This window comes from Oceanipulchritudo coccoides (genome assembly GCF_010500615.1).
Classification (GTDB): Bacteria; Verrucomicrobiota; Verrucomicrobiia; order Opitutales; family Oceanipulchritudinaceae; genus Oceanipulchritudo; species Oceanipulchritudo coccoides.
In genome coordinates this window covers 1,324,217-1,350,701 of record NZ_JAAGNX010000001.1, presented here as the reverse complement: position 1 = coordinate 1,350,701, position 26,485 = coordinate 1,324,217, and the positions used below count along the sequence as shown (strand labels likewise).

The 26,485-nt window shown below is 54.4% G+C and carries 20 protein-coding genes; 8 read left to right on the top strand and 12 right to left on the bottom strand.

The window, feature by feature from the left end; all coding sequences use genetic code 11:
• Positions 1-57: 57 nt before the first annotated feature.
• Entirely contained in the window at positions 58-540 is a 483-nt protein-coding gene (gene coaD / locus G0Q06_RS05145) for a pantetheine-phosphate adenylyltransferase (protein ID WP_163963101.1), read from the top strand.
• Between the two features lie 8 nt (positions 541-548).
• Positions 549-1,883 (top strand): MFS transporter, encoded by a 1,335-nt coding sequence (locus G0Q06_RS05140; protein ID WP_163963099.1) that lies wholly within the window; start codon positions 549-551, stop codon positions 1,881-1,883.
• A gap of 8 nt (positions 1,884-1,891) precedes the next feature.
• Here the strand turns inward: G0Q06_RS05140 and G0Q06_RS05135 are convergent, their stop codons facing one another.
• Genes G0Q06_RS05135 through serA form a run of 7 tightly spaced genes read right to left on the bottom strand, consistent with a single transcriptional unit; the run spans position 1,892 to position 9,598 of the window.
• A complete protein-coding gene (locus G0Q06_RS05135) occupies positions 1,892-2,395 on the bottom strand; it encodes a type II secretion system protein (protein ID WP_163963097.1) in 504 nt (167 codons plus the stop codon).
• A 57-nt stretch (positions 2,396-2,452) separates the two neighbouring features.
• Positions 2,453-3,454 (bottom strand): NAD(P)H-dependent glycerol-3-phosphate dehydrogenase, encoded by a 1,002-nt coding sequence (locus tag G0Q06_RS05130; RefSeq protein ID WP_163963096.1) that lies wholly within the window; start codon positions 3,452-3,454, stop codon positions 2,453-2,455.
• A gap of 12 nt (positions 3,455-3,466) precedes the next feature.
• A complete protein-coding gene (gene thrC, locus G0Q06_RS05125) occupies positions 3,467-4,828 on the bottom strand; it encodes a threonine synthase (protein WP_163963094.1) in 1,362 nt (453 codons plus the stop codon).
• 7 nt (positions 4,829-4,835) lie between these two features.
• Positions 4,836-6,050, bottom strand: coding sequence for an aspartate kinase (locus tag G0Q06_RS05120; RefSeq protein ID WP_163963092.1), 1,215 nt, complete (start codon positions 6,048-6,050; stop codon positions 4,836-4,838).
• Between the two features lie 14 nt (positions 6,051-6,064).
• A complete protein-coding gene (locus G0Q06_RS05115; protein ID WP_163963089.1) occupies positions 6,065-7,381 on the bottom strand; it encodes a homoserine dehydrogenase in 1,317 nt (438 codons plus the stop codon).
• Positions 7,378-7,998 carry a glycerol-3-phosphate 1-O-acyltransferase PlsY gene (gene plsY, locus G0Q06_RS05110; RefSeq protein ID WP_163963087.1) on the bottom strand — a complete coding sequence of 207 codons (621 nt, stop codon included), beginning with the start codon at positions 7,996-7,998 and terminating at the stop codon, positions 7,378-7,380. The genes G0Q06_RS05115 and plsY overlap by 4 nt, the downstream gene beginning before the upstream one ends.
• 1 nt (position 7,999) lies before the next feature.
• Positions 8,000-9,598: a phosphoglycerate dehydrogenase gene (gene serA / locus G0Q06_RS05105; RefSeq protein WP_163963085.1), complete on the bottom strand. Its 1,599-nt coding sequence runs from the start codon at positions 9,596-9,598 to the stop codon at positions 8,000-8,002.
• 136 nt (positions 9,599-9,734) lie between these two features.
• On the opposite strand from serA, the gene G0Q06_RS05100 reads away from it, so the two are divergent.
• Complete coding sequence (locus G0Q06_RS05100) at positions 9,735-11,117, top strand: dihydrolipoyl dehydrogenase family protein (RefSeq protein WP_163963084.1); 1,383 nt, start codon at positions 9,735-9,737, stop codon at positions 11,115-11,117.
• 14 nt (positions 11,118-11,131) lie between these two features.
• On the opposite strand, the gene G0Q06_RS05095 is transcribed toward G0Q06_RS05100, so the two are convergent.
• Entirely contained in the window at positions 11,132-12,457 is a 1,326-nt protein-coding gene (locus G0Q06_RS05095; RefSeq protein ID WP_163963082.1) for an alkaline phosphatase, read from the bottom strand.
• 170 nt (positions 12,458-12,627) lie between these two features.
• On the opposite strand from G0Q06_RS05095, the gene G0Q06_RS05090 reads away from it, so the two are divergent.
• Complete coding sequence (locus G0Q06_RS05090) at positions 12,628-13,848, top strand: DUF4126 family protein (RefSeq protein WP_163963080.1); 1,221 nt, start codon at positions 12,628-12,630, stop codon at positions 13,846-13,848.
• Here the strand turns inward: G0Q06_RS05090 and G0Q06_RS05085 are convergent.
• From G0Q06_RS05085 to hpf, 3 genes are read right to left on the bottom strand one after another with little or no spacing between them, the layout of a single operon-like run.
• Positions 13,845-16,949 (bottom strand): UvrD-helicase domain-containing protein, encoded by a 3,105-nt coding sequence (locus G0Q06_RS05085; protein ID WP_163963078.1) that lies wholly within the window; start codon positions 16,947-16,949, stop codon positions 13,845-13,847. The two genes, G0Q06_RS05090 and G0Q06_RS05085, sit on opposite strands and share 4 nt — an antisense overlap.
• Positions 16,946-19,834, bottom strand: coding sequence for a PD-(D/E)XK nuclease family protein (locus G0Q06_RS05080; RefSeq protein WP_163963076.1), 2,889 nt, complete (start codon positions 19,832-19,834; stop codon positions 16,946-16,948). Before G0Q06_RS05080 ends, G0Q06_RS05085 begins: the two co-directional genes overlap by 4 nt.
• A 32-nt stretch (positions 19,835-19,866) precedes the next feature.
• Positions 19,867-20,238 (bottom strand): ribosome hibernation-promoting factor, HPF/YfiA family, encoded by a 372-nt coding sequence (hpf, locus tag G0Q06_RS05075; RefSeq protein WP_163963074.1) that lies wholly within the window; start codon positions 20,236-20,238, stop codon positions 19,867-19,869.
• 340 nt (positions 20,239-20,578) lie between these two features.
• Between hpf and G0Q06_RS05070 the strand changes: the two genes are divergently transcribed.
• The 4 genes from G0Q06_RS05070 (at position 20,579) to G0Q06_RS05055 (ending at position 24,214) form a co-directional block, all read left to right on the top strand.
• Entirely contained in the window at positions 20,579-21,349 is a 771-nt protein-coding gene (locus G0Q06_RS05070) for an RluA family pseudouridine synthase (RefSeq protein WP_163963072.1), read from the top strand.
• Positions 21,350-21,421: 72 nt separating this feature from the next.
• Positions 21,422-22,804 (top strand): signal recognition particle protein, encoded by a 1,383-nt coding sequence (gene ffh, locus G0Q06_RS05065; protein ID WP_163963070.1) that lies wholly within the window; start codon positions 21,422-21,424, stop codon positions 22,802-22,804.
• Between the two features lie 18 nt (positions 22,805-22,822).
• Positions 22,823-23,698, top strand: a complete 876-nt coding sequence (locus G0Q06_RS05060; RefSeq protein WP_163963068.1) for an HAD family hydrolase — start codon at positions 22,823-22,825, stop codon at positions 23,696-23,698.
• Between the two features lie 132 nt (positions 23,699-23,830).
• Positions 23,831-24,214 (top strand): response regulator, encoded by a 384-nt coding sequence (locus tag G0Q06_RS05055; protein WP_163963065.1) that lies wholly within the window; start codon positions 23,831-23,833, stop codon positions 24,212-24,214.
• Between the two features lie 17 nt (positions 24,215-24,231).
• Here the strand turns inward: G0Q06_RS05055 and G0Q06_RS05050 are convergent, their stop codons facing one another.
• Positions 24,232-26,469, bottom strand: coding sequence for an NADP-dependent isocitrate dehydrogenase (locus G0Q06_RS05050; RefSeq protein WP_163963064.1), 2,238 nt, complete (start codon positions 26,467-26,469; stop codon positions 24,232-24,234).
• Positions 26,470-26,485: the final 16 nt, after the last annotated feature.

Sequence of the window (26,485 nt, the reverse complement as noted above, 5' to 3'; positions counted from 1 at the left end):
TCAGCTCCTTTTTTGCTTAACCTGCCCCACCGAATGCCTTCATGATGTTCTCCTATTATGGCAACTGCCGTCTACCCAGGAACTTTCGACCCAGTGACCAATGGTCATTTGGATATACTACACCGTGCCTGTCATATTTTTGACAAAGTGATTGTCGGTGTGGCACCAAACGAACTCAAGGGCCCCCTGTTTACCGCTCAGGAGCGCATCGACCTGATTGAATCCAATGTCAAGGACTGGCGCGTCGAGGTGAAAATCTTTGAGGGCTTGGTGGTGGATTTTGCACGCAAAAACAATGCCACAGTGCTCATTCGCGGCTTGCGGGCCGTCTCCGATTTTGAGTTTGAATTCCAGATGACGCAAATGAATCGCGATCTGGATGGGGAAATTGAGACAATCTTCCTCATGCCGGGAGCCACTTATTTCTTCACCAGCTCGCACCTGATGAAGCAAGTGGCCTACTACGATCCAGAACGCATTTCGAAGTTTGTCCCCTTGAATGTGGCCGCCGCCCTCAAGCGGAAATTTGACCATATATAAGTAATTTTATGGGAACTACATCGCCCTCCGCGCCTTCCTCCAAACACGCAATCGGAGTTGTCTGGCTGACGGTCTTCATCGATCTGGTTGGATTTTCCGTCATTTTCCCAATCTTTCCTGCCATGCTGGACTGGTATCTCCCGAGGGAAGAATCGGGATCCATGCTCCACACATTGATTGGAATTTTCAAGGGACTGACCCATGGGGACAACCAGCAGTTTCTTGTCGCAGTGCTGTTCGGCGGCTTGCTGGGATCGCTCTACAGTGTCCTCCAGTTTTTCTCCTCCCCCTTCTGGGGACGACTCTCAGACCATCATGGCCGCCGGAAAATCCTCCTCATCACAACGACCGGCACCGCGGTTGCCTACGCCTTATGGATTTTCTCGGGTAGTTTCTGGGTGCTGGTTATTTCCCGTGTACTCGGTGGAATCATGGCTGGCAATCTGGCAGTTGCCACAGCCTCCGTTGCCGACCTGACGGATTCCTCAAAACGATCCAAGGGGATGGCCTTGATTGGCGTGGCCTTCGGATTGGGCTTTATCCTCGGACCTGCCCTTGGAGGTTTGGGGTCTTTGGTCGACCTTGGGGTCAACCCGCAGTCGACAGCCGCCTTCGGACTCACCCCCTTTTCATTTCCCGCTCTCCTGGCTTTCTTGATGGCCCTCTTCAATATCGTCTGGGTCTGGCGCGCCTTTCCGGAAACGCTGGATGCCACCCACATGGAGGAAAACAGGAAAAAGCCCTCTCCCCTGCTTCGCCTTGGCTCGAAAATTCCTGATGTCCGGAGGGCCCTCAAAGTCTATTTTCTATTCATTTTCGCGTTTGCCGGAATGGAGTTCACCCTGACTTTCCTTGCCTTGGAACGGCTTCTATACGAACCGCACAACATGGCCCTGCTCTTTTTGTTCATTGGCCTTGTTCTTTCCCTGACTCAGGGTTTTGTCGTCCGACGATACGCACACCGTTTTGGGGAGAGAAACTTCACGACGCTGGGATTGCTCAGCGCCTGCCTATCCCTGATTTGTCTCTCCATTAGCCAGTCGACGGGGCTCTTTTATACGGGACTGGCCCTTCTGGGGTTCGGTGTTGGCTGCGCCAGTCCTTCGCTTTCGGCCCTCGTATCCCTTTATTCTCCTGCAAACCGGCAGGGCTCCGAGCTGGGGGCCTTTCGGTCCATTGGTTCCATGGGGCGCGCCTTGGGTCCGCTCTACGGTGCAGGCTTGTATTGGTGGATGGGCTCACAAGTGGCCTACCTGACCTCGGCGATCCTGTTATTTGTCGCCGTCCTGTTTTCCATCCTGCTACCCAACCCTACGCAGGAGCCCGCCACGGAAAAAAAGTAACCTGATGCTTAGGGGGTATTGGTTCTCAGGTAGTAACGAACCCTTGTACCGGCAACCTGCAGGTATCCAGTTCCCAAGTTTCCATCATCAATTTCCTCATCCAGGCTGAGAATATCTGCCAAGGTGATATTGAACGTGTTCTCTCCCTGCTCGACGAGCTGGATATAAGCCTCACGGTTTGCAGGATTGGGATCAGACGTATACACCCAGGTATACACACCGCCGATCGGCGTTTTGCTGAGCCAAGCCGTGCTGAGCAACTGTTTATCCACATTCATTCCCGGTACATAGGTTCCCGGCGTGGTATGGGTTGCGGGATAGTCAGCATTCTCAAGGGCGTAGGTCGTAAAGGCATCCGAGAAAATACGCAGGTCATTCGCGAGAGTGGAGAACCGGGACTTTTTAAGAATTATCGAGAAAAGGGGAATGGCGAGTGCCGCCAAAATCCCGATAATAGCCACGACAATGGCAATTTCCACCAAACTGAACCCGGACTTTCCTTTACGTTTCATAATTGGATAACTTGCGGAAATCATCCCAATTGAAAAGAAGAAAATGGTACTTGCCGGTCAGTGCTCGGACTTCAACTCGCGAGACATGAGGGCTCGAATGGCCTCCCCGGCGGTCTGGCCTTCGTACAAGATCCTGTAGATTTGCTCGAGGATCGGAGCATCAATCCCTTTTTCCACACAAATATGGTGAAAGCAATGGGATGTCCGGTAACCCTCAACCGTCATCTGTTTCTCCTCAATCAGGCTCTTGATGCTTTCCCCTTTTGCATAGAGCTCGCCGAAGGTACGGTTACGGCTTTCCTCGCCATTGCAGGTCAGGACCAGGTCACCAAAGCCGGTGAGTCCGTAAAAAGTCTCGATGCTCCCGCCGAGAGCCACGCCAACCCGGACCATTTCATGGAGGGCACGCGTCAACAAGGCGGCACGGCTATTGTCACGCAGACCCAGCCCGTCGCACATGCCGGAGGCTATGGCATAAACATTCTTGAGGCAACCCCCCAGCTCAACCCCCACCATATCCGTACTGGTGTAGACCCGCAGATTCTCACCACTGATAGCTTCCTGCAGGGCAAGTTTGAGCTCATCGGAAGCGTTTGTCGCAAGGACAAGTGCAGATGGCTGTCCCTCCGCTACCTGACTTGCAAAAGTCGGTCCGCTGAGCACTCCATGGAAATACCCGGGAAGTTCTTTTTCGAGAATTGTGCTGGGAATATCGTTGGTCCCTTCCTCAAGCCCTTTGCAAATGGTAATGAAAAGCTTCAGAGATTTTGCCTCCCCCAGCTGACTACGGACATTCTGACAAACGGATCGGAGAAATTTCGACGGGCAGGCAAGGATACAGACATCCGCTTCCATGAGAGCCGGCTTGATCTCGAATCCGATCTGGAGATCGCTGGGCAATGGATGCCCCGGGAAAAACCGCTTATTCTCACGGCAAGAGCCCATGTCCATGGCCTCCTCAAGCGTATGGGGAACCAAGGTCACTGAGTGCCCGTTCCGGCTCAAATGGATGGCGAGGGCGGTGCCCCAGGCCCCGGCAGGAAGAATGCAAATATTCATGGGTAACTCGAGTTAGGAGGTGATGTGCTCGTGAATGAACTTTTTAACGGACTCAGGATCCGGTTCAAGCACATAGGAACACGGTTCGATGGCTTTCAATTCCTCCAGCCTGGGCGATTTTGGATGTTCGCCAATCGAAAGCTCAATCGTTTCCGGAAATTTGGCGGGATCGGCCGTCCCGAGAACCACGCGGGTCCCGGATTCAGGCAAATTCTGGAATCCACAAGCGGTATGCGGGTCGAGAACGTATCCATATTGTTCATGGATATCCCGGATATGGGCCTGGATATCCGCGTCGGTTGCCCGGCTTGCCGAAAAGGTATCCCGGTTGAAATCAGCAAATGTGTACTGTCCGGAATCCCGGAACTGCGACATGATTTCCCGCACCCGCGCAGGATCCTGCCCTTCATGAAAATAGAGGAATCGCTCAAAATTGCTGGCGATCTGTATATCCATGGATGGTGCGCTGCTGGGGTGGACTGAATGGACCTCGTACTTGCCTGTCGTGAAAAGTCGATACAGGATATCATTCTGATTGGTGGCGATATGAAAGCCCTTGACGGGCAGGCCCATCTTTTGTGTCCACCAACCGGCGAGGACATTTCCAAAATTCCCAGTAGGCACGACAAAGGTGAGGTTTTCCCGTTCCTCTTCGGGAAGCCGGAAAAACGCGTAGATATAATAGACACACTGGGCCAGGACGCGGGCCAGGTTGATTGAATTGACCGCGCTCAAATGGGCGGAATGGCGAAACTCCAGATCACCAAAGACTTCCTTGATGCTGTTCTGGGCATCGTCAAAGGTCCCATCAATCCCGATTGCATAGACATTGTCGGCCCGCGTGCAGGTCATCTGCCGCTCCTGCAGGGCGGAAACCCCGCCACGTGGATACAGGATAAAGATATTCACGCCTTCCTTTCCAAGGAGGCCATGGATTGCTGCCGCGCCGGTATCACCGGAAGTGGCGCCAAGTACATTAATTGGATTACCAGTCCGCTGAATCTGGGCCTCATAGAGGTTGCCCAGTAGCTGAAGGGCAAAATCCTTGAATGCGAGTGTGGGGCCATGAAACAACTCAAGAACATGAAGTCCTTTCTCAAGTGTTTTCAACGGGGCCGTATCAGGATGGCTGAAATCAAGGTAGGCATCCCGGACACATTGCTTGAGGACAACCGGATCGAGATCGGTGGCGAAGAGCTTGAAAAACTCCTCGCAAAGATCCGCGTACCCAAGCCCTTCCCAGTCTTTCAAAAATGGACGCAAATCCGGCAGGTCCATCGGGACATACAGGCCTCCGTCGGGGGCCAAACCAGTTGCCACGGCTTTGGTAAAGGAAAGCGGATCGGACTGGCCACGTGTTGAAACGTACTGCATGTGCCGACTACTCCTTGTCCAAATCAAAGGAAGTATGGATCACGCGAACCGCATCGTCCGCCTTCTCCAAATCAACAGCGACCGATATCTTGATCTCACTTGTGCTGATAAGCTGGATATTGATGCCGTTCTCCGCGAGCGCCGTAAACATTTTCGAGGCAACGCCTGAATGACTCCGCATGCCAATCCCGACTACGGAGACTTTCGCCATCCGGTCTGCCAGGTCGACTTTGCCGCGGCCCAGCTTCCCCAGACACTCGGTCACTGCCTTCTCGGCTTTGTAAGCCTCGTCCGAGGCAACCGTAAAGGTAAGGTTGGCAATCCCGTCACGCCCGAGATTCTGCACGATCATGTCCACATTGACCTTCGCGTCGGAGAGGTCCTGGAAGACCTTGGCAGCCGCACCGGGTTGGTCGGGCAATTCACTGACAACAACTTTGGTCTGGTTCTTGTCGCAGGCGACACCACGCACCACAACGTCTTCAAGAGTAATATCCGCTTTCACAATCGTTCCTGGATTATTGTTATAACTGTTTCGTACCTCAAATGGCACATCATGCTTGTTGGCAAATTCCACTGCTCGTGACTGCATTACCTTGGAGCCAAGGCTGGCCAGCTCGAGCATCTCCTCGTAGGCAATTTCCGGCAGTTTGCGGGCGTTGGGCACGACCCGGGGATCGGCCGTGTAGACACCATCCACGTCCGTGTATATCTGGCAGATATCCGCCTTGAGGGCGGCCGCCAGGGCAATCGCTGACAAATCCGAACCGCCGCGACCGAGGGTTGTGATCTGGCCAGTCTCATTCATTCCCTGAAAACCAGCAACTATGACCACTTTCCCGTCATTCAACTGCTGCGGAATGTCCCCGCCGCTAATATCAATAAGGCGGGCCTTCGTATGGACGCTGTCCGTCACAATGCCGGCCTGCGCACCCGTACGGGATACCGCAGGCTGGCCGATAGCATGAAGGGCGATGGAGGTCAGGGCGATTGTTTCCTGCTCACCGATGGAAAGGAGCATGTCCATTTCCCGATCATCCGGTTGCTCGTGAAGGGTCTTTGCATCCGCGACAAGCCGGTTGGTCACGCCACCACGGGCGGAAACGACAACCACAACCTGGTTCCCCTCTTCACAGGTCTGCTTGACTCGCGCCGCGACTGCCTGAATCCGCTCAAGGTCCTTGACCGAACTGCCGCCGTATTTTTGTACGATGAGTGCCATAATTTATCCTCTCTTCAACCCAGGCGCTGGGCAAAATCGGCAATGCGCAAAAGGAAGGGTTTCTTCAGCAAAGACCGGTGGCGCTTCAATACAGCAACGGCTGATGCCATGGCTGCTTCACTACAAACGTGTGTCGTCAGGACAAGGTTTGCCGAGCCACTCGTTCCGTTGGGCTGCTGCATGACGCTTTCGATACTGATGTCCTGCTTGGAAAGAATATTCGCTACTTCCGCGAGTACACCCGGTTGGTCTTTTACGGAAAGGCGAATGTAGAATGAGCGGTAAACATCTTCAAGTCGGGCCAGTTTCAAGTCTTGCCGGTTGACGGGCTCCTCGGGTTGGATCCCGTGTGAAATGGCCGTCACAGCATCAACAACATCACTGATCACCGCACTGGCCGTTGCATCCTGACCGGCCCCCCTTCCAATGTAGACACTCTCACCGACGATATCGCCGGTCACGGAGATCGCGTTGAAGACCCCGTCCACGTTGGCAAGGATCATGTCTGAGGGAACCAAGGCGGGTTGCACGCTGGCAAAAAGGTGGTCATTCTTGAAATCGCGCAAAATAAGGGCCAGCAACTTGATCTTATAGCCGAGCCGTTGCGCCCACTGGATATCCTCAAGCGTGATCTCCCGGATACCTTCTACCGGCATTTTCTTCAAAGGTATCCATTTTCCATGGGCAAGGTAGGCAATGATAACGGCCTTGTGGGCAGCATCCCATCCATCCAGATCCAGGCTCTCGTCCGCTTCGACATATCCGAGGCGGCGGGCATCCTGCAGAATTGTCTCGAAGGACTGCATTTCGCGCTCCATCCGCGTGAGGATGTAATTGCAGGTACCGTTGAGGATTCCGTAGATCTGCGGAAACTGGTTCACGACAAGGCCTTCCCGCAGGGCCTTGATAATCGGAATCCCCCCGGCCACACTGGCCTCAAAATAGATATGCGCGCCGTTTTCCTTGGCCAACCGGAACAAGGCATCGCCGTGATCACAGAGCAGGGCCTTGTTCGCTGAAACAACAGTCTTCCCGTTCTTGAGGGCAGCCTTGGTCACCTTGAGGGCCTCATCGGTTCCGCCCATTAATTCACACAGCACATCAATTTCCGGATCATTGGCGAGTGACATTGCGTCATCGGTGAGAACCTTTTGTGAAATCCGGATAGCCCTCTTTTTTGAAAGATCCCGGACCGCCGCCCGTTCGAGCGAATACTGGCAACGCATGCTGGACTCGAGTTCCTTGCGCCGAGCCCGCAGGTGCTTCCAAACCCCCTGCCCCACAGTTCCAAGCCCGGCAATGGCCACTTTGATTTTGCGTGAATTTGTCATGATTTCCTACTACGCCCGGCGCGGTTTTCCGTTCCGGCCAGAAGGCGTTGAATGTTTGCGCGGTGACGAACTAGAATGAGAATGGCGAGAAATACACAGAGCCAGAAACTGGCCTGATCGGATTTCAGGAAAAAGGCACTTACAGGCAGGCTGACCCCAAGAACCAGACTGGCAAGGGAGACATACCGTGAAATAAGAAACACAATAAGCCACAAGATGGCACCGATCAGCATGACCAGTGGCAAAAGCGTAAACAAGCCGCCAACTGTGGTTGCCACGCCCTTCCCTCCCTTGAATTTCAGGAAGAGCGAAAAACTATGCCCGAGGATTGCCCCTAGCAAACCAATGATTCCCAGCAACTGCGGATCTAGGCCCGCCTGAAGGGAGAGCCCGCGGCCAATAAGCACCGCGGCGACACCCTTGAACGCGTCCAGCAGAAAACAGGTATATCCATAAGGCTTGCCCAGAACACGAAGGACATTGGTCGCGCCAGGATTACCGCTGCCTACCGAAAAGATGTCCACCCCCTTGGCACGGGTGATCAATACAGCAAAGGAGATTGATCCGATGAGGTATCCGGCAAGCAGGGAAAACAGGCTTATGACATACGCATTCACATTATGCCCCGTTCAGGTTCACTACCCGGATGCCCTTGATATATTTGTTGGCAGTGATTTCAGCGATCGCTTCAGCCTCCGGTTCGCTGTCCAGTCCGCAAATGTTCAAGGCAATGCCACCCACCGTATTCCGGCTTAGCGACATGTTGGAAATATTCAACTTATGCTTGGCAAGGACCGTCCCCACCATGCCGACAATGCCGGGAACGTCCTCGTTCTCGAGAACCAGGAGATACTTTTCATCAAGCGGGCTTTCCACGTTGCGCTCGTTGACCAGCGTCAGGCGCGGGTTTTGCGACTTGCCGATCAAGGTCCCTTCAATCGAATAAGACTTTCCGTTTGAATCAGTCGCCTCAATGCGGATCAGCTCCGTGTAGTCCCGTTCGAGGCTGTTCTGGACAATTTCCCCCTTGATACCCAGACGGTCCATGATTCGAGGCGCGTTGACGTCGTTGACGTCGGTCGTGATTTTACGCAGATAGCCGCGCTGGAATGCCCGATTGAGCGGTTTTACCTCGAGGTTGACCAGATTGCCCGAGTAGGTGATTCGGATGTGATTGATCTCCGATGGAGTCAATTGCTGGATGACCGTTCCCATCTTGAAAGCAAGATTCAGATAAGGACGGAGTACCGCCAGCTGCTTGGGATCGATCGATGGCGCATTGATTGCGTTCTGCACCCATCCTCCCATCAGGGATTCATAAATGCTTTCGGCCACTTCCAAGCCGACGTTTTCCTGAGCCTCCGCGGTGGAAGCACCAAGGTGCGGTGTCATGACAAGTCGGTCATGTTCGCGAAGTGCACTTTCCGAAGATAGCGGTTCCTCGACAAAGACGTCGAGTCCAGCAGCTGCAACCTTTCCAGAACGGAGTGCCTCGGCAAGATCATCCTCATCAATCAAGCCACCTCGGGCGCAATTAATAATACGGATGCCATCCTTCATCTTGGCAAACGTGGAAGCGTTGAGCATGTTTTTTGTCGTTTCAGTCTTGGGCATGTGGACTGTGATGAAATCCGCCTTCTCAAAGACTTCCTCCAACTCCACCTTGTTCACCTCGAGCTGCTCGGCACGCGCCTTCGTCAGGTAAGGATCGTAGGCGAGGACATTCATGCCAAAGGCCTTTGCGCGCTTGGCCACTTCCGATCCGATCCGGCCGAGTCCGAGAATACCGATTGTCTTCTTGTACAACTCGCTTCCCTGAAAGGCTTTCTTTTCCCATTTGCCCGCTTTCATGAGCGCGTTGGCTTGTGGGATTGGCCGTGCAGAGCAAAGCAAATGCGTGAAAGTCAATTCCGCGGTGGCGATGGTATTGCCACCCGGCGTGTTCATGACCACTATTCCCCGGTCAGTAGCTGCCTCGATATCGATATTATCGACACCGACTCCCGCACGGCCAACTGCCCGCAGCTTGGGGGCTGCATCTATGATGGCCTTGGTCACACTGGAGGCGCTCCGAACAATGATCGCGTCCACATCGGCGACCATTCCCTCGAGCTCTTCCTGAGAGGAACCATAGGCCTCCACCACTTCCACGCCTTCCTGATCACGGAGGAATTGGACCCCGCTACCGGATATTTTGTCTGCTATCAGTATTTTCATGAGTGCAAAGCGGGAAAGGGTAGATACAGGAAAGTCCCATTGGCAATCCCTTCTTCGCGAATCGGGCAGATGGATGGAAGAAAGGCGAATTAAAGAGAGACTTGCTGATCGGCAGGCTTGCGGTAGATTTTCGCCCATGGAACACTTTGATGTAATCGTAATTGGAGGGGGCTCCGCAGGCTATGCCGCGGCAAGAACCGTGCGGGAGACCCACCAACGCGTGGCTATTGTCGACAATTCTGACGAATTGGGCGGCCTCTGCATCCTGCGGGGCTGCATGCCTTCCAAGACCCTTATTTACTCTGCCGAGGTCCTTCATCTGGCACAGAATGGTCGCCTCTTTGGACTCGATATTCCGTCGGCCAAGGTCGACATGCCAGCACTCCATCAGCGGAAAACCCGTATGATTGACGATTTCAAGAGCTATCGGCAGGAGCAACTGGCTTCAGATCGCTTCACGCTGTTCCGGGAATTGGGAGCCTTCAAGGACCCCAAAACTCTCAAACTCTCGACATCCGGCAAGGAAATCACCGCCGATGCATTCATCATCGCGACGGGTTCAGTGGTCAACTTTCCGAATATACCCGGCCTGGAGCTTCCCGGAATCTGGACGAGTGACGACGTATTGGATTTAAGCGAGCTGCCCGAATCGGTAATTGTCCTCGGAGGCGGCGTGGTCGCTTGTGAACTGGCCCAATTCCTCCACCGGGCCGGCTCGAAAGTGACTCAGGTACAGCGCAGCCCGCATATCCTCAAGGAGGAATCCCCCGAGGCCGCGGAGGTCGTCATGAAGGCATTCCGGGAAGAAGGCATGGATCTCCATACGGGCACCAAACTAGGCAAAATTGAAAAGACGGATACCGGATTCTCCGTTGAATTTATGGAGGGTGCCGAATCGATGAGGGTCGAGGCCCGTCATTTGGTCAATGCCCTTGGGCGTCGACCCGCGATCGACAATATGAATCTAAAGGCTGCGGGGGTGACCCTTAAGCCAAACGGCCAAATACAGGTGAATGAGCACCAACAGACTTCCAATCCGAAAATCTATGCGGCAGGCGATGTCTGCGGACCGTTTGAAATTGTCCATATTGCCATCATGCAGGGTGAGACGGCTGCCCGGCACGCCACTGGAAGGCCAGCGGACCCGGTCAATCTCGATACACGGACTTCCGTCGTTTTCACCGATCCGCAGGTTGCCTCAGCAGGTATTCCTGTGGAGGAGGCCAAAGCACGCGGGATGGAATTGATCGAGGCGGAGTACCCGTTTGACGACCACGGCAAGTCGATCCTCATGGAGGCCAAACATGGCTATGTCAAGGCTTGGGCGGAGCGGTCGAGCGGCAGGATTGTCGGTGCCCAGTGCGTGGGCAAGGACGCCGGGGAATTGATCCACGCTCTCGCAGTCGGGATTTCCATGGGTGCCACTGCCAAGGACCTGCTCAAGGTCCACTGGTACCATCCGACGCTTTCAGAGATCTGGAGCTACCCGCTTGAAGACATCGCCGATGGCGTCAGCTAAGGCCTCACCAATCTTTATTCCTGCAACTTCGATGCCGCGATTTCGGGAGTCACCCCGAAGAGAACCTCGTAGAAGATGCGGTAGATTCCGCTGTTATCAATGTTCGTACCCAGCAATTGGCTATTAAATCCGTGAGCCCGCGTAATCGCACTTCCCTGATAATCATTTGCGTTGGCCCATGAAATGCCGAACGGGTAAGCATTACCGAACTGGTCCGGTTTGCTGAAGAAGGGAGTTCCGCCCGTTCCTTCGGGCCCATCCAACTCTGCGCCGGAATTCGTCTTTTTTGGAAGTTGATAATCTTCACCTTTCCCCCTTGGGGCCCAGATAGACGGGCTCCCGGCGTCGCTGTCAGCACCCACAATCAGCAAGGTCTTCCGGTCGGCTTGTGTATTCATGAAATCGACTACTGCGCCGATCGCCTTGTCTGCCCGGATGGCGGCATCCAACATTCCCTTGGCATTTGTATTATTCGAGAAATTGTCGGTCCCCTCCTCTTCTGCAACGAGGAAAAACTGCCGTTGGGGATCTGATCCAAGGATCTTCAGGGCGACGGTTGTCATCTCGGCGAAGGTCGGTGCCTCCGGATCGTAGGTTTCAAGGCCTGCCTTCTTTAAGACGTTTTCCTTCTTGTCATTATAGGTGTTTTCCGCGGCAAAAATCCCGATTACCTTTTCCGTCTTGGGATCAAGCGCGAACAACTCCTCCCGGGTAAAAATCACAGTGTAGCCACGGCCCTCGGCTTCTTCCAACAGGTTTCGCCCATCCTCACGCGTGCCTTCCCTGCCGTGCTTGCCGATTGTGCCAACCGGGATCAGGTAGATTTCCCCCGCACAGAAAATCAAGTCAGCCCCGCTCTCCATGATCTTCCGGGCAAGTGGCCGGAAATCATATCGATTGTCGGTACTGGCAAGGAATACTCCCGTGCCCGGTTCACCGATGTGCCCGCTGTTGACTACCCCGACGCGGATTCCCGACGCCATGGCTTCCTGCATGATGGATAGCGGCTTGCCGGAAAGAGCTGTCAAGGGCTTGTCCTGATCCATGCCATAGGAATTATGGTGGACCTTTTTGCCGTATGCATGGGCGGTGGCCCCTGCATGTGAGGTCGTTGAGAGCCAGTTCTTCTGGTGCACGCGATAGGCCGCCAACTGCTCCAGTGTATCCCAGTTCAACATCCCGTCTGGTCCGACCTCGAGGAGTCGTGCAGCGTTCCAATGCCCAAGGCCCATTCCATCAGGATGAATGAAAATGGCACTGCCGGTTTCATCAGCCGAAAAAAGGCTGCCCAGGAGGAGAGTCGACAGTGAGACAACGGTGATCAATCGGGGAAAATTCATGTATCCATCAGGCAATTCATTGTCACATAATGTACAATCCAAAAGCATGAATCAATCGCCTCAAGGTACGGCAAGGCATGCAGGACAAACAGCTGAAAAGAATTTTGCCTCGTCTCGACAGGTAAAATCCCTCATTTTCCGTATACTCCAATAACCACGAAACACGACTCATGGACCTGACTTCTCTAATTTACCTTACCGGAGCATCCGGATTTTTCACCTCACGCGCCTTCATTCCCGCCTTTTTCACGGCGGTTTTTCTGCGTTATGGGGAGCATTTTCCGTGGATCGGCACGATGGAATTTGTCCAGACCACCGGTGCTGAACCGACCTGGTTCACCAACAACTACACAATCCTTGCCTTGGGCGTTCTCTCCATTCTGGAAGTCGGCGCGACCAAGATCCCCGAGGCGCAGGAAGCACTCGACGGTGTCCACAAGTACGCCAAGACAGGCCTCTCTGCCCTTGCCGCAATGGGCGTTCTCGGCAGCCGTGATATTGCTTTCGCAGAGGGCATGATCTCCCAGGCCGGCGTTTTCGAGATGGTCGTGAGTGCCGTCGTGGGTGGTGCGGTCTTCTTTTTCAGCACGATCCGGTCGGGTGTGATGGATCTGCTCGCCATGTCGGATCCTGATGATGACCTTGGCATTCGCGGCCTCATCAGCTGGTTTGAAGACTTGTGGAGCTCCTTCGGGATTTTCCTCCTGATTTTATATCCTTTCGTCATCCTGACAGTTCTGGCAGTGGTCCTTGGCCTTCTTTTCGCCATGAGAAAATGGGCCGAGTACAAGGAGGAAAAATCTAGAATTCCCTGCACTTCCTGTGGCGAGCTTGTCTATGCCTGCGCCGTTGAGTGTCCGAAGTGCCACACCGCTGTTGAAAATCCCAAGGATATCGGGTTTTTCTCGCAGACCGTCGATCGACCCGCCCAACCGGGCAAGGAGCAGGAGCTGCGCCTCGTCAGTAAACGGCGATGTGCCAAGTGTGCCACACGCATAGAAAAGCGACGCTTGCCGCAGAGCTGCCCAGTTTGCGAACATTCCATTCTCAGCGACCGGGCTGACCAAGAGCTGTACACGGCCAAAGTCCGCAACCGGCTTCCAAAAGTTCTTGGCGTCACCTTTCTTCTCAGCCTTGTCCCGATTCTCGGGATCATTCCGGGAATTATCTATTACCGCATACAACTGATTGCGCCGTTCCGGGCCTATATTCCCGCATCAAGGGGATTTGTCCTTCGCTGGGTTGTGAGGATACTCTTCCTTCTCCTAATCTCCCTGCAACTGATTCCGGGACTTGGCGGTTTCATGGTGCCCATCATGGCCCTCATCAGTTACGCCCTCTACTCCGGCTATTTCAACAAGACGCTGCGGGAGGGCTCCAGCCCAGCCTAAACCGGGATTAGCTTCGCGCTTATTTTCTCAAGGGGTAACCCGGTCAGGACGGACACTGCTTCCCGGTAGCGCTCCACCTGTACCGAGTACTTTTCCAGGAGCTGTTCTTCGGCTTGCCTGTCCGGATCCAGTGAGTCTGTCTTGTAGTCATAGATCACTACACGATCTGGATTACCCGCCGGGTCCCGGTAAATGACTGCACGGTCGATAATTCCATAGGAGAGGCGGTTTTCAAGCCGGAGGACGTACGGCTTCTCCCTCCAGAGATCGCAAGGACAATCGGGTTTGACAAAGACCTCCTTCCCATGGCTTGAAAGAAACAAGCACTTGACCCGTTCTTGAAGGTCTTCAGGGAATTCAGACACCGCCTGATCAAGTGCAGAAGGATCATCTGCATCCACCCACTCAACAAGCGACAACAAGTCGTGCATGCGGGTCCCAAACAAGCGCCCTGCTGGCGATCGAAGTTCCTCTGAAAAAATCTCCTCTGCGTGTGATTCCTCTGAAGGAGATGGAGCCCGTTGAAGGAATTTTCCAACCGTGTCCGGAAGGCTTTCTTTCCGAGAGAGGGTCACTCGGTTATCAGCTATCTTTTCTTTCTGGACCAAATCTGAATACCAAACCGGAGTCCCGAAAGTCGCATGCCATTCAATGGCTCCCTCCTTCCGTGGGTTATCATCCTTGGATAACCCAGTTTCAAACAAGTGATGCCACGTTGTCTGACTGCTGTTCCGCGTTGGTGGATGAGCCAGGCAGTACAACCCTTGGCGTGCTCTCGTCATGGCGACATAGAGAAGACAGAGGGCTTCAAATACATTACGTCCTGTTTCCCCATGCGCAGCGGCACTGAGGCAGGGCTCGGCTTCCAGAATAGCCTTGTTGGGAAGATCCAGAATCCAGTCGACTTCCCCGTCCACGTGGCGCTCGACATGAAGGGACGATTTATTGGAGCGGACGAGCGGACTGGCTCCAAATCCAGCGACAATAACCATGTCAAAGTCCAAGCCTTTGGCCTTGTGTACGGTCATGACCTGGATCTGGCTGCTCAATGTGGATTCCTCCACACTGGCAGTTTCAATAAACTGGATGAAGCCCTCAAGGGTCTTGACGCCAGTTGCTTCAAAGCGCGTGGCCGCCTCGAGAAGCTGGTCAGCGCGCCGGTTGAGAAACCGGGTCATCTCGACATTCCCGGATAGAAAACCAATCAGCACCCGAAGGGCCTCTGCAAATCCATGACCAGCCAGTGCCGTCCGGGTCTCGGAAGCAAGGCGACTGTGAGTCCCCTTGTCATAGGGAAAACCGTGCCAGGTCAGGTAAGCGGTGGGAAAGGACTCGTCAGGACGGGCAAGGGAATAGAGAAAAGCGCGTATCCATGAACCGATTACATTGTCCGTGGCAATCTCCACACGCCCTTCCATGCTGGCCGGAATATCCGCTTCGCGAAGCGCTTGGGTCATCGCCACGATCTCCTTGTTCTTCCTCATGAGGATTGCACAGCTCAGCCCCTTTTTCAGAGGGTTCACTTCCCTGAGCAGTTCAACGCACCCCTCCTCTATCGAGGACTCAGAATCGACCAAGCCCCATCCGGCAAAGCCTGACAGTAAGGCGGTCTTTTCCGAAGGCTCATGCTCCGCCCATTGCTCGTTCCAGCGGGTGGCCACTTCTTCTCCGCACAGCATTGGGGTCACCGCATTTCCGAACAAGGCATTGACGCAGTTGAGAACCGGAGGCGCGCTCCGCCATGAATGCGTGAGATGGGATTTCTTGATGCCATCGTCCCCGCTTCCATAGCGCTGGTAGATTTCCTCGAAGAGACGGCTGTCCCCGCCACGCCATCCGTAAATGGATTGCTTGATGTCCCCCACATGAAAGAATGATCGCTGACCTCCCGGATCCTGGAGGATTTCATCCACGAACGCAGAGAGCACTTTCCACTGGACGCGCGAAGTATCCTGAAACTCGTCGATAAGCCAATGATCCGTCTGGCCATCCAATCGATAGATAATCTCCTCCGCGGAAAAGGCCTCCCCGGGATTTGCCAATGCCTTGATGAGGAGCAAAGGCAGGTCTGAAAAGACAAGCGAGCCGGCTTCGCGGACAGATGATTCATAGAGTCTGTCATACTCCGCCAACAATTTCCCAAGCGATTGGGTCATGATCAGGCGCCGGGCAATCTCCTGGCTGACATAGACCTTGATCAACTGGAGCAGTTGGCTGGCCAGGGCGCCTTCAATATCCAGTTCGGTCCGGCCCAGTTTGATATTGGCATTTCCGCTTTCCAAGTCTCCCCGCGACTCAAAAAGACGCTTGAGAAGAACACCGTTGTCCAGCGGTTGGCCGGGTTGCCAACTGAGAAAGCGTGTCAGGAGCGTTTCAAATTTTTCATGATTTGCCGGGGAAATTTCCAGCTCAAGCAGGCTCTCCCGGATCGATTCCACCAATTTCTCCTTGTCCATGTCCTTGCCAAGCCACCACGGGCTCTGCTTGAAAACACGGTCAGCCTGTCCCCAGCATTTTGGATCGCTGGTTTCCAGATAAAGCGAAAGGTAAGCCTGCAAACTGTCCTCAAAGAGGGAATACACATTCTTCTCCTCAGCGCCCCAAGTCAGCTCCTTGTAAAGTTGCAGTATCAGGGTTTCCCTATCCTCGTCTCCAAAGGCCATCAAGGTCTCCATCGCTTGGGCCCGGGCAACCCCCTGCTCAAAGTCGTCCATGATCCGATGCGGCCGGGTCAGTCCCAACTCATAAGGAAAGGCACCCACCATGCGGGCAAAAAAGCTGTCGATCGTTCCAAGCTGCAAGTTGCCCATTTCATGGACTAGGGAAACAAGGATTGTCTTGAAGAAAGACGCCGGACTGGGCTGAATTTGAATATCTTCCGAAAGCTTTCGGGCTTTATCCTCATCGCCGGCTGCCTCAGTCAGGCGGGCAAAGATTTTCTGCAAAAACTCCCCCGCTGCCTTGCGCGTAAATGTCAGGGCAATGATCTGGGCAGGATCCACCCCGTGGGCCAACAGTCGCAGGTAGCGATTTACGAGGGCGTATGTCTTGCCGGACCCGGCCGAGGCCAGAATCATCTCGTGGCGGATTTTTCCACTCATGAATCCTTTCCTCCTTGTTTGGCCACCCAGTCCGGATGCAAGTTACGCTCATAATCCCCGCCAAACCACTTGAGCCACGGATCTTCATAGGAAGAGTTTCCTTCCAATGGGAATCTTTCCGTTTGGATTTGTTTCACGATGGCTTCCGCGCATTGAAGAGCGGCCTCACGCTGGGCTTCAGTCGTTGCCCATTCCAGAATGCCGATTTCCCCCACTGCCTTGGACAGATTGAAGTAGGCACAGGTGGCTATTTCTCCCGTGAGCAATTCCACGGCCTTCTGATAAAGCGGCAACTGCAGGTCCGTCCAACGCGCGGTTTTCTTGCCGTCCAAAAAGTCACACTCCGGGAGGAGGGGCTCGCGCGACCGAGCGTTAGGATGTGTCAGGTGCTTTCGAGCCGGATCAGCGGCCTTGTCGGAGGTTTTGTAGTCAACTATTCGATACTGACCTGATTCTTCATTCTTTTCGAGCAGGTCTACCACCCCACGCAGGCGAATACCTCCAATCCTGAAATCGAGGTCTTTGTGGAAGACCCACTCCGCCTTTTCCGGAATCCAGCCGGACTGGCGCTCACGGGCAATATGTCCAGCGGCGGCACGAAAGCGCTCTGCCAGTGAACTGACCTGGATCTGCAGGGAAACGGGAATCCGTGATCCATAACGCGAGAGAACCTGCTCATCTAGGCCGGTCAGCAGGAATTCCACGATTTCCTTTTCCTTCAGCAGGGAAATCCCATCCTCCCTGGAATTTAATCCCTCAAGAACGGTGTGGGCCAATTGCCCAAAGGCCATTGCATCCACCTCCCTCGGCAATGCCTCCGGGGGAGACAAATAGTTTAATCGTTCGAGATAGAAGTGGAAGGGATTGTTCAGGTAGGTGCGAAGGGCCGTAACGGAGATTTTCTCAAATTCGGGCATTGGAGGGGGCTGCAATCTGGTCCCGAATTCTGCTGGCAGAGGATCCTCTTCAAGCGATCGCTCACCGAGGAGAGTCTCCACGCGGTTCAGAATGCACGTTTCATCAGCGAGAAAGAGAAAACGGGTTGGGAGGACCGGCGAATCGTCCAGTCCCCTGTCCGGAAGAAGTATATCCACCCGGCCCCACTGTTTTCGGGATTCCAAAATCAGGCGCAAGCGGAAGGCATGAAAGGCAGCCAGCTCATCCGGCCCATAAAGGCCAAGTGATCGGCATAACAAAGGGGTCAGGAAGGAATCAAGGACTTTTGGACCCGGGACCTGGCTGTCGGGCAAGCTGAGCAACACAATATGCGGAGCACACTCCCACGGAAGCTCAAGCCAACCGGAGACGGGGCGTTCGTCTTCCGAGCGTTCAGGGTAAAATTGCGTATTTGTCAGCTGGAAATTCAACAGCTCCCACCAGTCCGATTCCGTCAATCGGGCGTTCTCAAATCCGGCCTGGATATCCTGTAACAGTTCTTCGATCTGGCGAAGCGAATTGAGGGACTCGGGGGCCAGCTGCTGGCTTATTGCCACTTGGCGGAGGAGTTTCCATAGATTTTCCGCGAATCCGCCCCTTCCCCTCTGGTTGAAACCTTGCGCGTCGAGCAGCTCAATCCCCTCCCGGACAAGGCCAATCGACTTGGATGGACCCAGTCCATTGTCCAGCAACTGCCGGGAGGTCTTCAGCAACTGTTCCTTGAGGATGGACTGGATGGCTCCCTGCAAGCGGAGAATGTCCAACCCTTGGTGGACCGCCCATTCGCGGAATAGATCATGATTCAACAGATTAAAGAGCGTGGCCAGTTGCCCGCTCTTCTGCCAGTCGTTGATCAGGCCAATGAGCCTCCCCCATGAGGTTTCCGCGAGGGCCCGGCCTTCCGGCGCGTAGTAGGGCGTCTTTGTTAACCGGCTTCTCTCAATAAGGTAATCCGCAAGATCCCTCTCGGGTGAACCGACGACCAGGCTGTCGACTTCTCCACCGTAGTCCTCACTGAGCTCGAGAATCTGCTCAACCAATTCGCGAGGCTCGGGTGAACGTTGCAGGCAATTCTTGATAAGGGTTTCAGGCAGTGGCTCCTTTTCCCAGAGGTCTTTCTCCGGGCGACCCAAGGCATCAAATGCGTCCCGCTGCTCCTCAGGAATGGGCAGGTAAAACTCAATTTCAAGGCCTCTTGCCGCGAGGGCCCGCATGCAGGCAGCCTGTCTCTGGCTCATGTTCAGGACACCGGCCACCATCAGCACGGAATAGGGTTGTGGGCTGATTTCCGCGGTCAGAATGCGTTCCAGCACACATTCCGGATCCTCAAGGCCATGGCTCGACAACTCTTCGAGATAAGCCTGCTCCAACCGCCCAAGGGTGGACCAACGCTTCAGGTCCTGAGGTAGCTGCTGACTGGCAATCTTGCGAAAATCCCACTGGTCCTCGGCAAGGCGTCCCCGAAGCCGCATCAGTTGCTGGCCCACTGTGAAAGCCCAGGCAGATTTGTTTTCCCTTGGGATGACTGGAAATACCGCTTCGAGCCCGGATGGATCAGCAAGCTCCAGCACTCGCTTCCATGCATAGAGACATTGTGTCTCCGTGGCGATGCTTCCATCATCCGGCAACAAGGATCGCACAAACCGGGCCGGTGTCACCAGTCGGGGAGGATGGAAGGCTTCAGCAACGCTTTCCTTGGGACCAAACAACTCATTCAGGACATGCCGGCCAGCCCGGGCACTGGGAGTCCAGATCAACAAATGGTCGTAGGAACGGGATTTCCCGTATTCCTTTTTCAGGTGATCAGCAAATTCAATGCTGAATGGTCGCTTCCAACCAAGATAATGCCACTTGCTCTCCATTCGAAATCCTCGATAAACCACGGTCTCTGACAGGTCAATCCCTTCCACGCTGTATTCCTGTCTGGATACAAAAAAGGTCCCGAACAAGTCGGGACCTTTGATGTAAAGTGGCCGCTTCCTCAGGCTGATTGGACCTTTGGAATCTCTGCCGGAATATCCAAGCTGTGTGGCTGCTTTCTTTTCAGTACCCGCAAGCGCGAGCGCCTCCGTAACATCCGGTCGAGTTTCGTTTCCAGTAAATCAATCGATTTGTACAAGTCTTCGGAAGATACATTCGCGACAAGGTCCTTCCCTTTGATTTCCACCAAGCCTTTGGCAAGGTGCTCCTTTACATGGTTTGACTGTCGCGTACTTAATTCCACTCGAATTCGTATAATGTGATTTTCGTGTTCAAACAATTTAGAGACCTTTTCGATGACCATACTTTTGAGCGCTTTCGTGAGATCGAGGTTATGCCCAGAGATGATGATATCGTTGGTTCTATCTTTCATGATGTCTCTATCCTTTTCTTTTATGTTATCACTGTTTCCCCGTACGCAATACGTCAGGGAATGAGGGTTAAAGTGGATGCAGTCGTCCTTGGGGAGCGCGAACTGACCAGGCTTTACCATGTAAATCGCCATCGCCCCCGAGTATAGGCAGTCACTTGAATCTGCCGGCTTGGTTGATAATTTAAGTATGTACCACAGATTCCAATTAATTCGCTCGTATCTGAAACTGGTACCGGTACAACCATACTCTCTACGCTCATAACTGTAGTCGCGGGGCATTAGATTGCAACTCCCTTCTTCAGGAATCTGGTAAAAATAGTGCCAAAAATACCCGTTTGGAATGTCAATTGAATCCCCATTTGGGGCGGAAGCCCTACTAATAAAGCCTGAACAGCTGGAAAGCTGGATCATGGAGGAGAGCGAGGATATCATCGTCCTCGACAAGCCCGGATGGGTCGTCTGCCACCCCTCGAAGAATGGTCCCTGGTCAAGTCTTGTCGGTGCGGTGCGCGAGGCGCGCGGCCTTGACCGGATCCATCTGGTGAGCCGGCTGGACCGCGAAACCAGTGGCGTGGTCATTCTGGCCAAACACCACAAAGCGGCAAGCCAGCTGCAAACGGCCTTTTCCAAGCGCAACACAAAGAAACGCTATCTGGCCCTTCTAAAGGGGCACCTGAAAGAGGCCCGGACAACGGAAAGCAATCTGGAAAAGGATCCGGAAAGCGAAGTGGTTGTGAAGCAGCGGGTTTCCTTTGGCGGGCGCGGTAAGTCCGCCCTCACCCACTTCCGTCCCTTGGAGTACTGGGGACCGCACACCCTTGCGGAAGTCACCCCTGAAAGCGGTCGCAAGCACCAGATCCGGGTCCACGCGGCCTGGCTGGAGCATCCTGTCCTCGGCGACAAGATCTACGCCGGTGATCCAAGCTGGTATCTCGAGTTTATTGAAAATGGTTGGACTGACCGACTAGACCGGGAACTGCGGTATCCGCGGCAGGCACTGCACGCGGCGGATTTGGAGGTCTGGGGAGAGGATTGGAAGTTCACTTTCAGCGCGCCCTGCCCCTTTGAGGCCGAGGGATATCGCACGCTGGCCGAGAGCGAAACCGCCTAACCCGGGCACAATCCTAATTTGGCGGTCCTCCCCGCTTGACTCGATGGCACCAATTCCCATTGCTTGCGGGCTATGTTGGAATCCCTGACTGATCGACTCGGAAATGCCCTGCGCTCATTGCGCGGCCAGGCCAAATTGACCGAAGAGAACATGACCGAAAGCCTGCAGGAGGTCCGTAAGGCCCTGCTCGCTGCGGACGTCCATTTTCGCGTGGCCCGTGAGTTCATCGATCGGGTGGCCAAACAGTGTGAAGGCCAGGCAGTCCTGAAGTCAGTCACGCCCGGACAGATGATCGTCAAGATCATCCATGACGAGCTGGTCAGCCTCCTCGGGGAAGGGTCGACCGCCCTGGAGGACAAGAAGCCCCTGCGTGTTTTATTGTTGGGGCTGCAAGGCTCCGGGAAGACAACCTTTGCCGGGAAGCTGGCCCTGCACTTGCGCAAGAATGGCTACACCCCCGCAGTAATTGCCTGTGACGTCTACCGCCCGGCGGCTATTGACCAGCTCGAGACGCTGGCCCGAGACAATGACATCCTTTTCTATGGCGAACGGGATAGCAAAAATGTCCGGAAAATAGGCCGTAACGGCTGGGAATGGGCCAAGGAACAAGGTGCCGACGCAATCATTTTTGACACTGCTGGGCGTCTCCAGATTGACGAACCCCTGGTCAAGGAAGTGGTCGACCTGAAAAAGGAGGTCCAGCCGGACGAAAGCATTCTCGTCGCCGATGCCGCCCTCGGGCAGGAAGCAGTCAATGTTGCGAAGACCTTTCACGAGGCAGTTGGGCTCACGGGAATTGCCCTGAGCAAGCTGGATGGCGACACCCGTGGCGGGGCCGCCCTTTCGATGAAGGCAATCGCCCAGGTCCCGATCAAGTTTCTCGGAACAGGGGAAAAGGTCACTGATCTGGAAGTTTTCCACCCGGACCGGCTGGCCGGACGCATCCTGGGAATGGGTGATGTTGTTTCGCTCGTGGAAAAGGCCCAGGATACGATTGACGAGGATGAGGCCAAGCGCATGGCCGAAAAAATGCAGCGCGCTGAATTCAATTTTGAGGATTTCCTGAGCCAGATGCAGGCCGTCAAGAAGATGGGTTCCCTCGGCGGGCTCATGAAAATGATGCCGGGCATGGGAAATGTTGAGGTGGGCGACAAGGAGGAGAAGAAACTCAAGCACACGGAAGCCCTGATCCAATCGATGACGCTGCAGGAGCGTCAGAATCCGCAGTTGCTCAACGGTAGCCGGCGGGCGCGCATCTCCCGGGGAGCTGGCCTTCCGGTCAAGGATCTCAATGCGCTCATCAAGCAGTTCCAGCAGATGAAGAAGATGATGCGGATGATGAAGGGTCCGAAGGCGCGGAAAATGATGAAAAAGATGCAGAAATCGGGAGCAGGCATGCCGGACATGCCGGATCTCGGAAACATGGGCGGAATGGGCGGCCTTCCACGCATGTAAGCGGAAACGGATTCATTGATGGCAAATCACCAGCTGATTGATCATATACGGGCGCATTCCAGCCCGCTCGATCCGGTAGAGACGGGCGAGCCGAAGCTTGTGTCGAAGGTGCCGGGCTTGAAGGCTGTTGTCTTTGATGTTTACGGGACACTCTTCATTTCCGCTTCAGGGGATATTAGCCTCGCCGAAAACGAGGATCGCTCCCCGGCTATCATGGCTGCGTTGGAAACAGCGGGCTATGAGGTCCTTGACCGCGAAGCCCCTTGGTCGGCGAACTTCATGGGCACCCTCCAGCGCTTTCGCAGAGATCGCGCCAAGGCGGGCATCGACTATCCGGAAGTGCATATTGAGGAAGTTTGGCAGGACCTGATTGAGGAATCGAAAAATGCCGGTTTTCTGGCAGGAAGCGGTGATGTCCAGCTGGCCATCGTGGACCATGAATGCCGTGTCAATCCATGCTGGCCAATGCCAAATCTTGAGGAGACCCTTAGCCGGCTCACGCGGGAGGGCCTGCACCTCGGGATTGTTTCAAACGCTCAATTTTACACGCCCCTGCTCTTTCCCGCGTTAATCAGCAAGCCTCACACGGAATATGCCTTTGATAGCAAACACTGCGTCTGGTCATGGATGGAGCGTGAGGGAAAACCTTCGACCGGGCTCTACCAGAGACTGAAGCAAGTCCTGGAGGTGGATGGAATATCACCTCACGATACGCTCTATGTCGGAAATGATTTACGCAACGACATCTGGCCAGCGAAAGCGCTGGGCTTCCAGACGGTACTCTTTGCAGGTGACAAGCGGTCCTTGCGCTGGCGAACAGACGATCCGGATTGCCGGTCCGTCCGCCCGGACTTTGTCATCACCGACTTGAGCCAGCTTTTTGAAATTCTCTAATAAGCGCGGCGGATGGGCCGTTTTCTGGAGTTTGACAAGCAGTACGGCTGAATCTTGACAGAGTATGGCCTTACACTCTAAATGCTCAATCACACCCATACGGGGTTAATTGGAACCGATACTTTCCCTCAAATGAATATTCTTTTAGTAGAGGACGAACCTGAGCTCAGCCAAATTGCCTGCGAAACCATTGAAGGAATGGGCCATAAGGTAAAAGTTGTTGCAGGCGTTGAAGATGCTATCGCTGCGCTTGAGGACGAAACACAAGCGCTTGACCTGATGATCGCCGACCACCGGCTGCCCGATGGATGGGGCGTGGCTCTATGCCTTCAGTGCAAAGTCAAATTCCCCCAGGTCAGGGTGGCTGTTGTTTCCGGATGTCTCACCGATGAAAACATTGAATTACTCGACGAGTACAAAATTCCCTACTGGAAGAAACCCGTCCTCTACAGCACGGTCATGAGGGAATTGCTTGGACCTCCCAAGTTGCCGCCCCTTCCCGGTAGCGGGAACTGAGCGAATTCATCCACCTGTCATCGCGATTCCCGGAACTGCCCGAGAATTGAATTCAAGGTTGCGCTGGGACACATTGCCGCGCTCGTCTTGCTCTCATCCACCCAGTAGTAACCACCAATGTCGACAGGCTGACCCTGTACGGCAAGGAGCTCCTTTACGATGGCATCCTCGCTAGCTGCAAGTTGATCAGCCAGCGGGGCAAAGCGCGCCTTCAAACCGGAATCCTGATCCTGTGCGGCCAGCGCTTCAGCCCAGTACAGGGCGAGATAGAAATGGCTACCGCGATTATCTATACCACCCAAGCGACGTGTCGGGGACTTATTGGTGTCGAGAAATTTTTCATTGGCGAGGTCAAGCGCCTCCGCCAGTACCTTGGCCCGGGGATTTCCAAAGACCTGTGCAAGGTGCTCAAGGGATACGGCCAAGGCGAGAAATTCACCAAGGGAATCCCAGCGTATGTAGTTTTCCGCTACAAACTGTTGCACATGTTTAGGCGCAGATCCGCCAGCACCCGTCTCAAAAAGGCCGCCGCCGTTCATCAATGGCACGATGGAAAGCATCTTGGCGCTGGTCCCGACTTCAAGAATGGGAAAAAGATCCGTGAGGTAATCGCGGAGCACGTTGCCCGTCACAGAAATAGTGTTTTCCCCTTCCACAATTCGTTCCATGCTCACTTGACAGGCGGTCGCGGGTGCCAGGATGCGAATATCAAGCCCCGTGGTGTCATGGTCCTTCAAGTACGCTCCAACCTTCTTGATAAGACAGGCATCATGAGCACGGTTCTTGTCCAGCCAGAATACCGCCGGATCATCCGTCTCGCGGGCCCGCTTCACCGCCAGTTTAACCCAATCGCGAATGGCTGCATCCTTGGTCTGACACGCGCGCCAGATATCACCGGGTTCCACATCATGCTCAAGCAGGACATTGCCGGAAGTATCCACGATCCGAACTGTACCGGATGCCGGCATTTCGAAGGTCTTGTCGTGCGAACCGTATTCTTCAGCCTTCTGGGCCATGAGCCCGACATTGGGAACGGAACCCATCGTGCGCGGATCAAAAGCCCCATGCTCACGACAGAAATCAATAACCGCCTGATAAACGCCGGCGTAGGAACTGTCAGGGATGACCGCCAGGGTGTCCTGTTGTTCTCCCTTGGCATTCCACATTTGACCGGATGTGCGGATCATCGCCGGCATGGAGGCATCTACAATAATATCGCTCGGAACATGCAGGTTGGTGATGCCCTTGTCGGAATTGACCATAGCCAGCGCAGGCCCGTTTGCATAAGCTGCTTCGATATCCTGTTCAATTAGCTTTTGCTTGGATTCCGGAAGGGAGGAGATCTTTCCTAGCAGATCCCCGAAGCCGTTCTTGAAATCAATCTTCAAGTCCTTAAAGGAATCTGCGTGCTTTGCCAAAAGGTCCTTAAAATATACGCTGACCGCATGTCCGAAAATAATCGGGTCGGAGACTTTCATCATTGTCGCCTTCATGTGAAGCGAAAAGAGCACCCCATCCTTTTTGGCGCGGGCGATCTGCTCCTCAAGAAAGGCGACCAGCGATGCCTTCCGCATCACGGTGCTGTCGAGGACCTCCCCTTCCTGCAACGGAAAGGCTGGTTTGAGTACCTTCTTTTCGCCATCCGCTGGAATAAATTCAATCGTCACTTCGGTCGCCTTTGAAAGCGTGACCGACTTCTCATTCGAATAAAAATCATCCTTGCCCATTGTGGCGACATTCGTCTTGGAGCCCTTGCTCCATTCGCCCATCGAATGAGGATGCTTGCGGGCATAGGCCTTGATTGGCGCGGGGGCTCGGCGATCTGAATTTCCCTCGCGGAGAACGGGATTCACCGCACTACCCTTCACCTTGTCATAACGGGCCTTGATGTCCACTTCCCCAGCATTGGCTGGATTCGACGGATAGTCTGGAATCGCATAGCCCTTGGCCTGCAATTCAGCAATGGCGGCCTGCAGCTGTGGCTCGGATGCGCTGATATTGGGCAACTTGATGATGTTGGCCTTCGGGTCCTGCGTGAGCTGTCCCAGATATGCCAACTCGTCCTCGATACGCTGATCCTCGCTGAGGAATTCCGGAAATTGGGACAAAATGCGGCCGGCAAGCGAGATATCGCGCATCTCCACTTCGATCCCAGCGGCCCCGGTGAAGTCGCGAATAATCGGCAGGAGTGAGTAAGTGGCCAAGGCCGGGGCTTCGTCCGTCTTGGTGTATACGATTGTTGGATTCTGAGACATGCTACCTGTCGTTTTG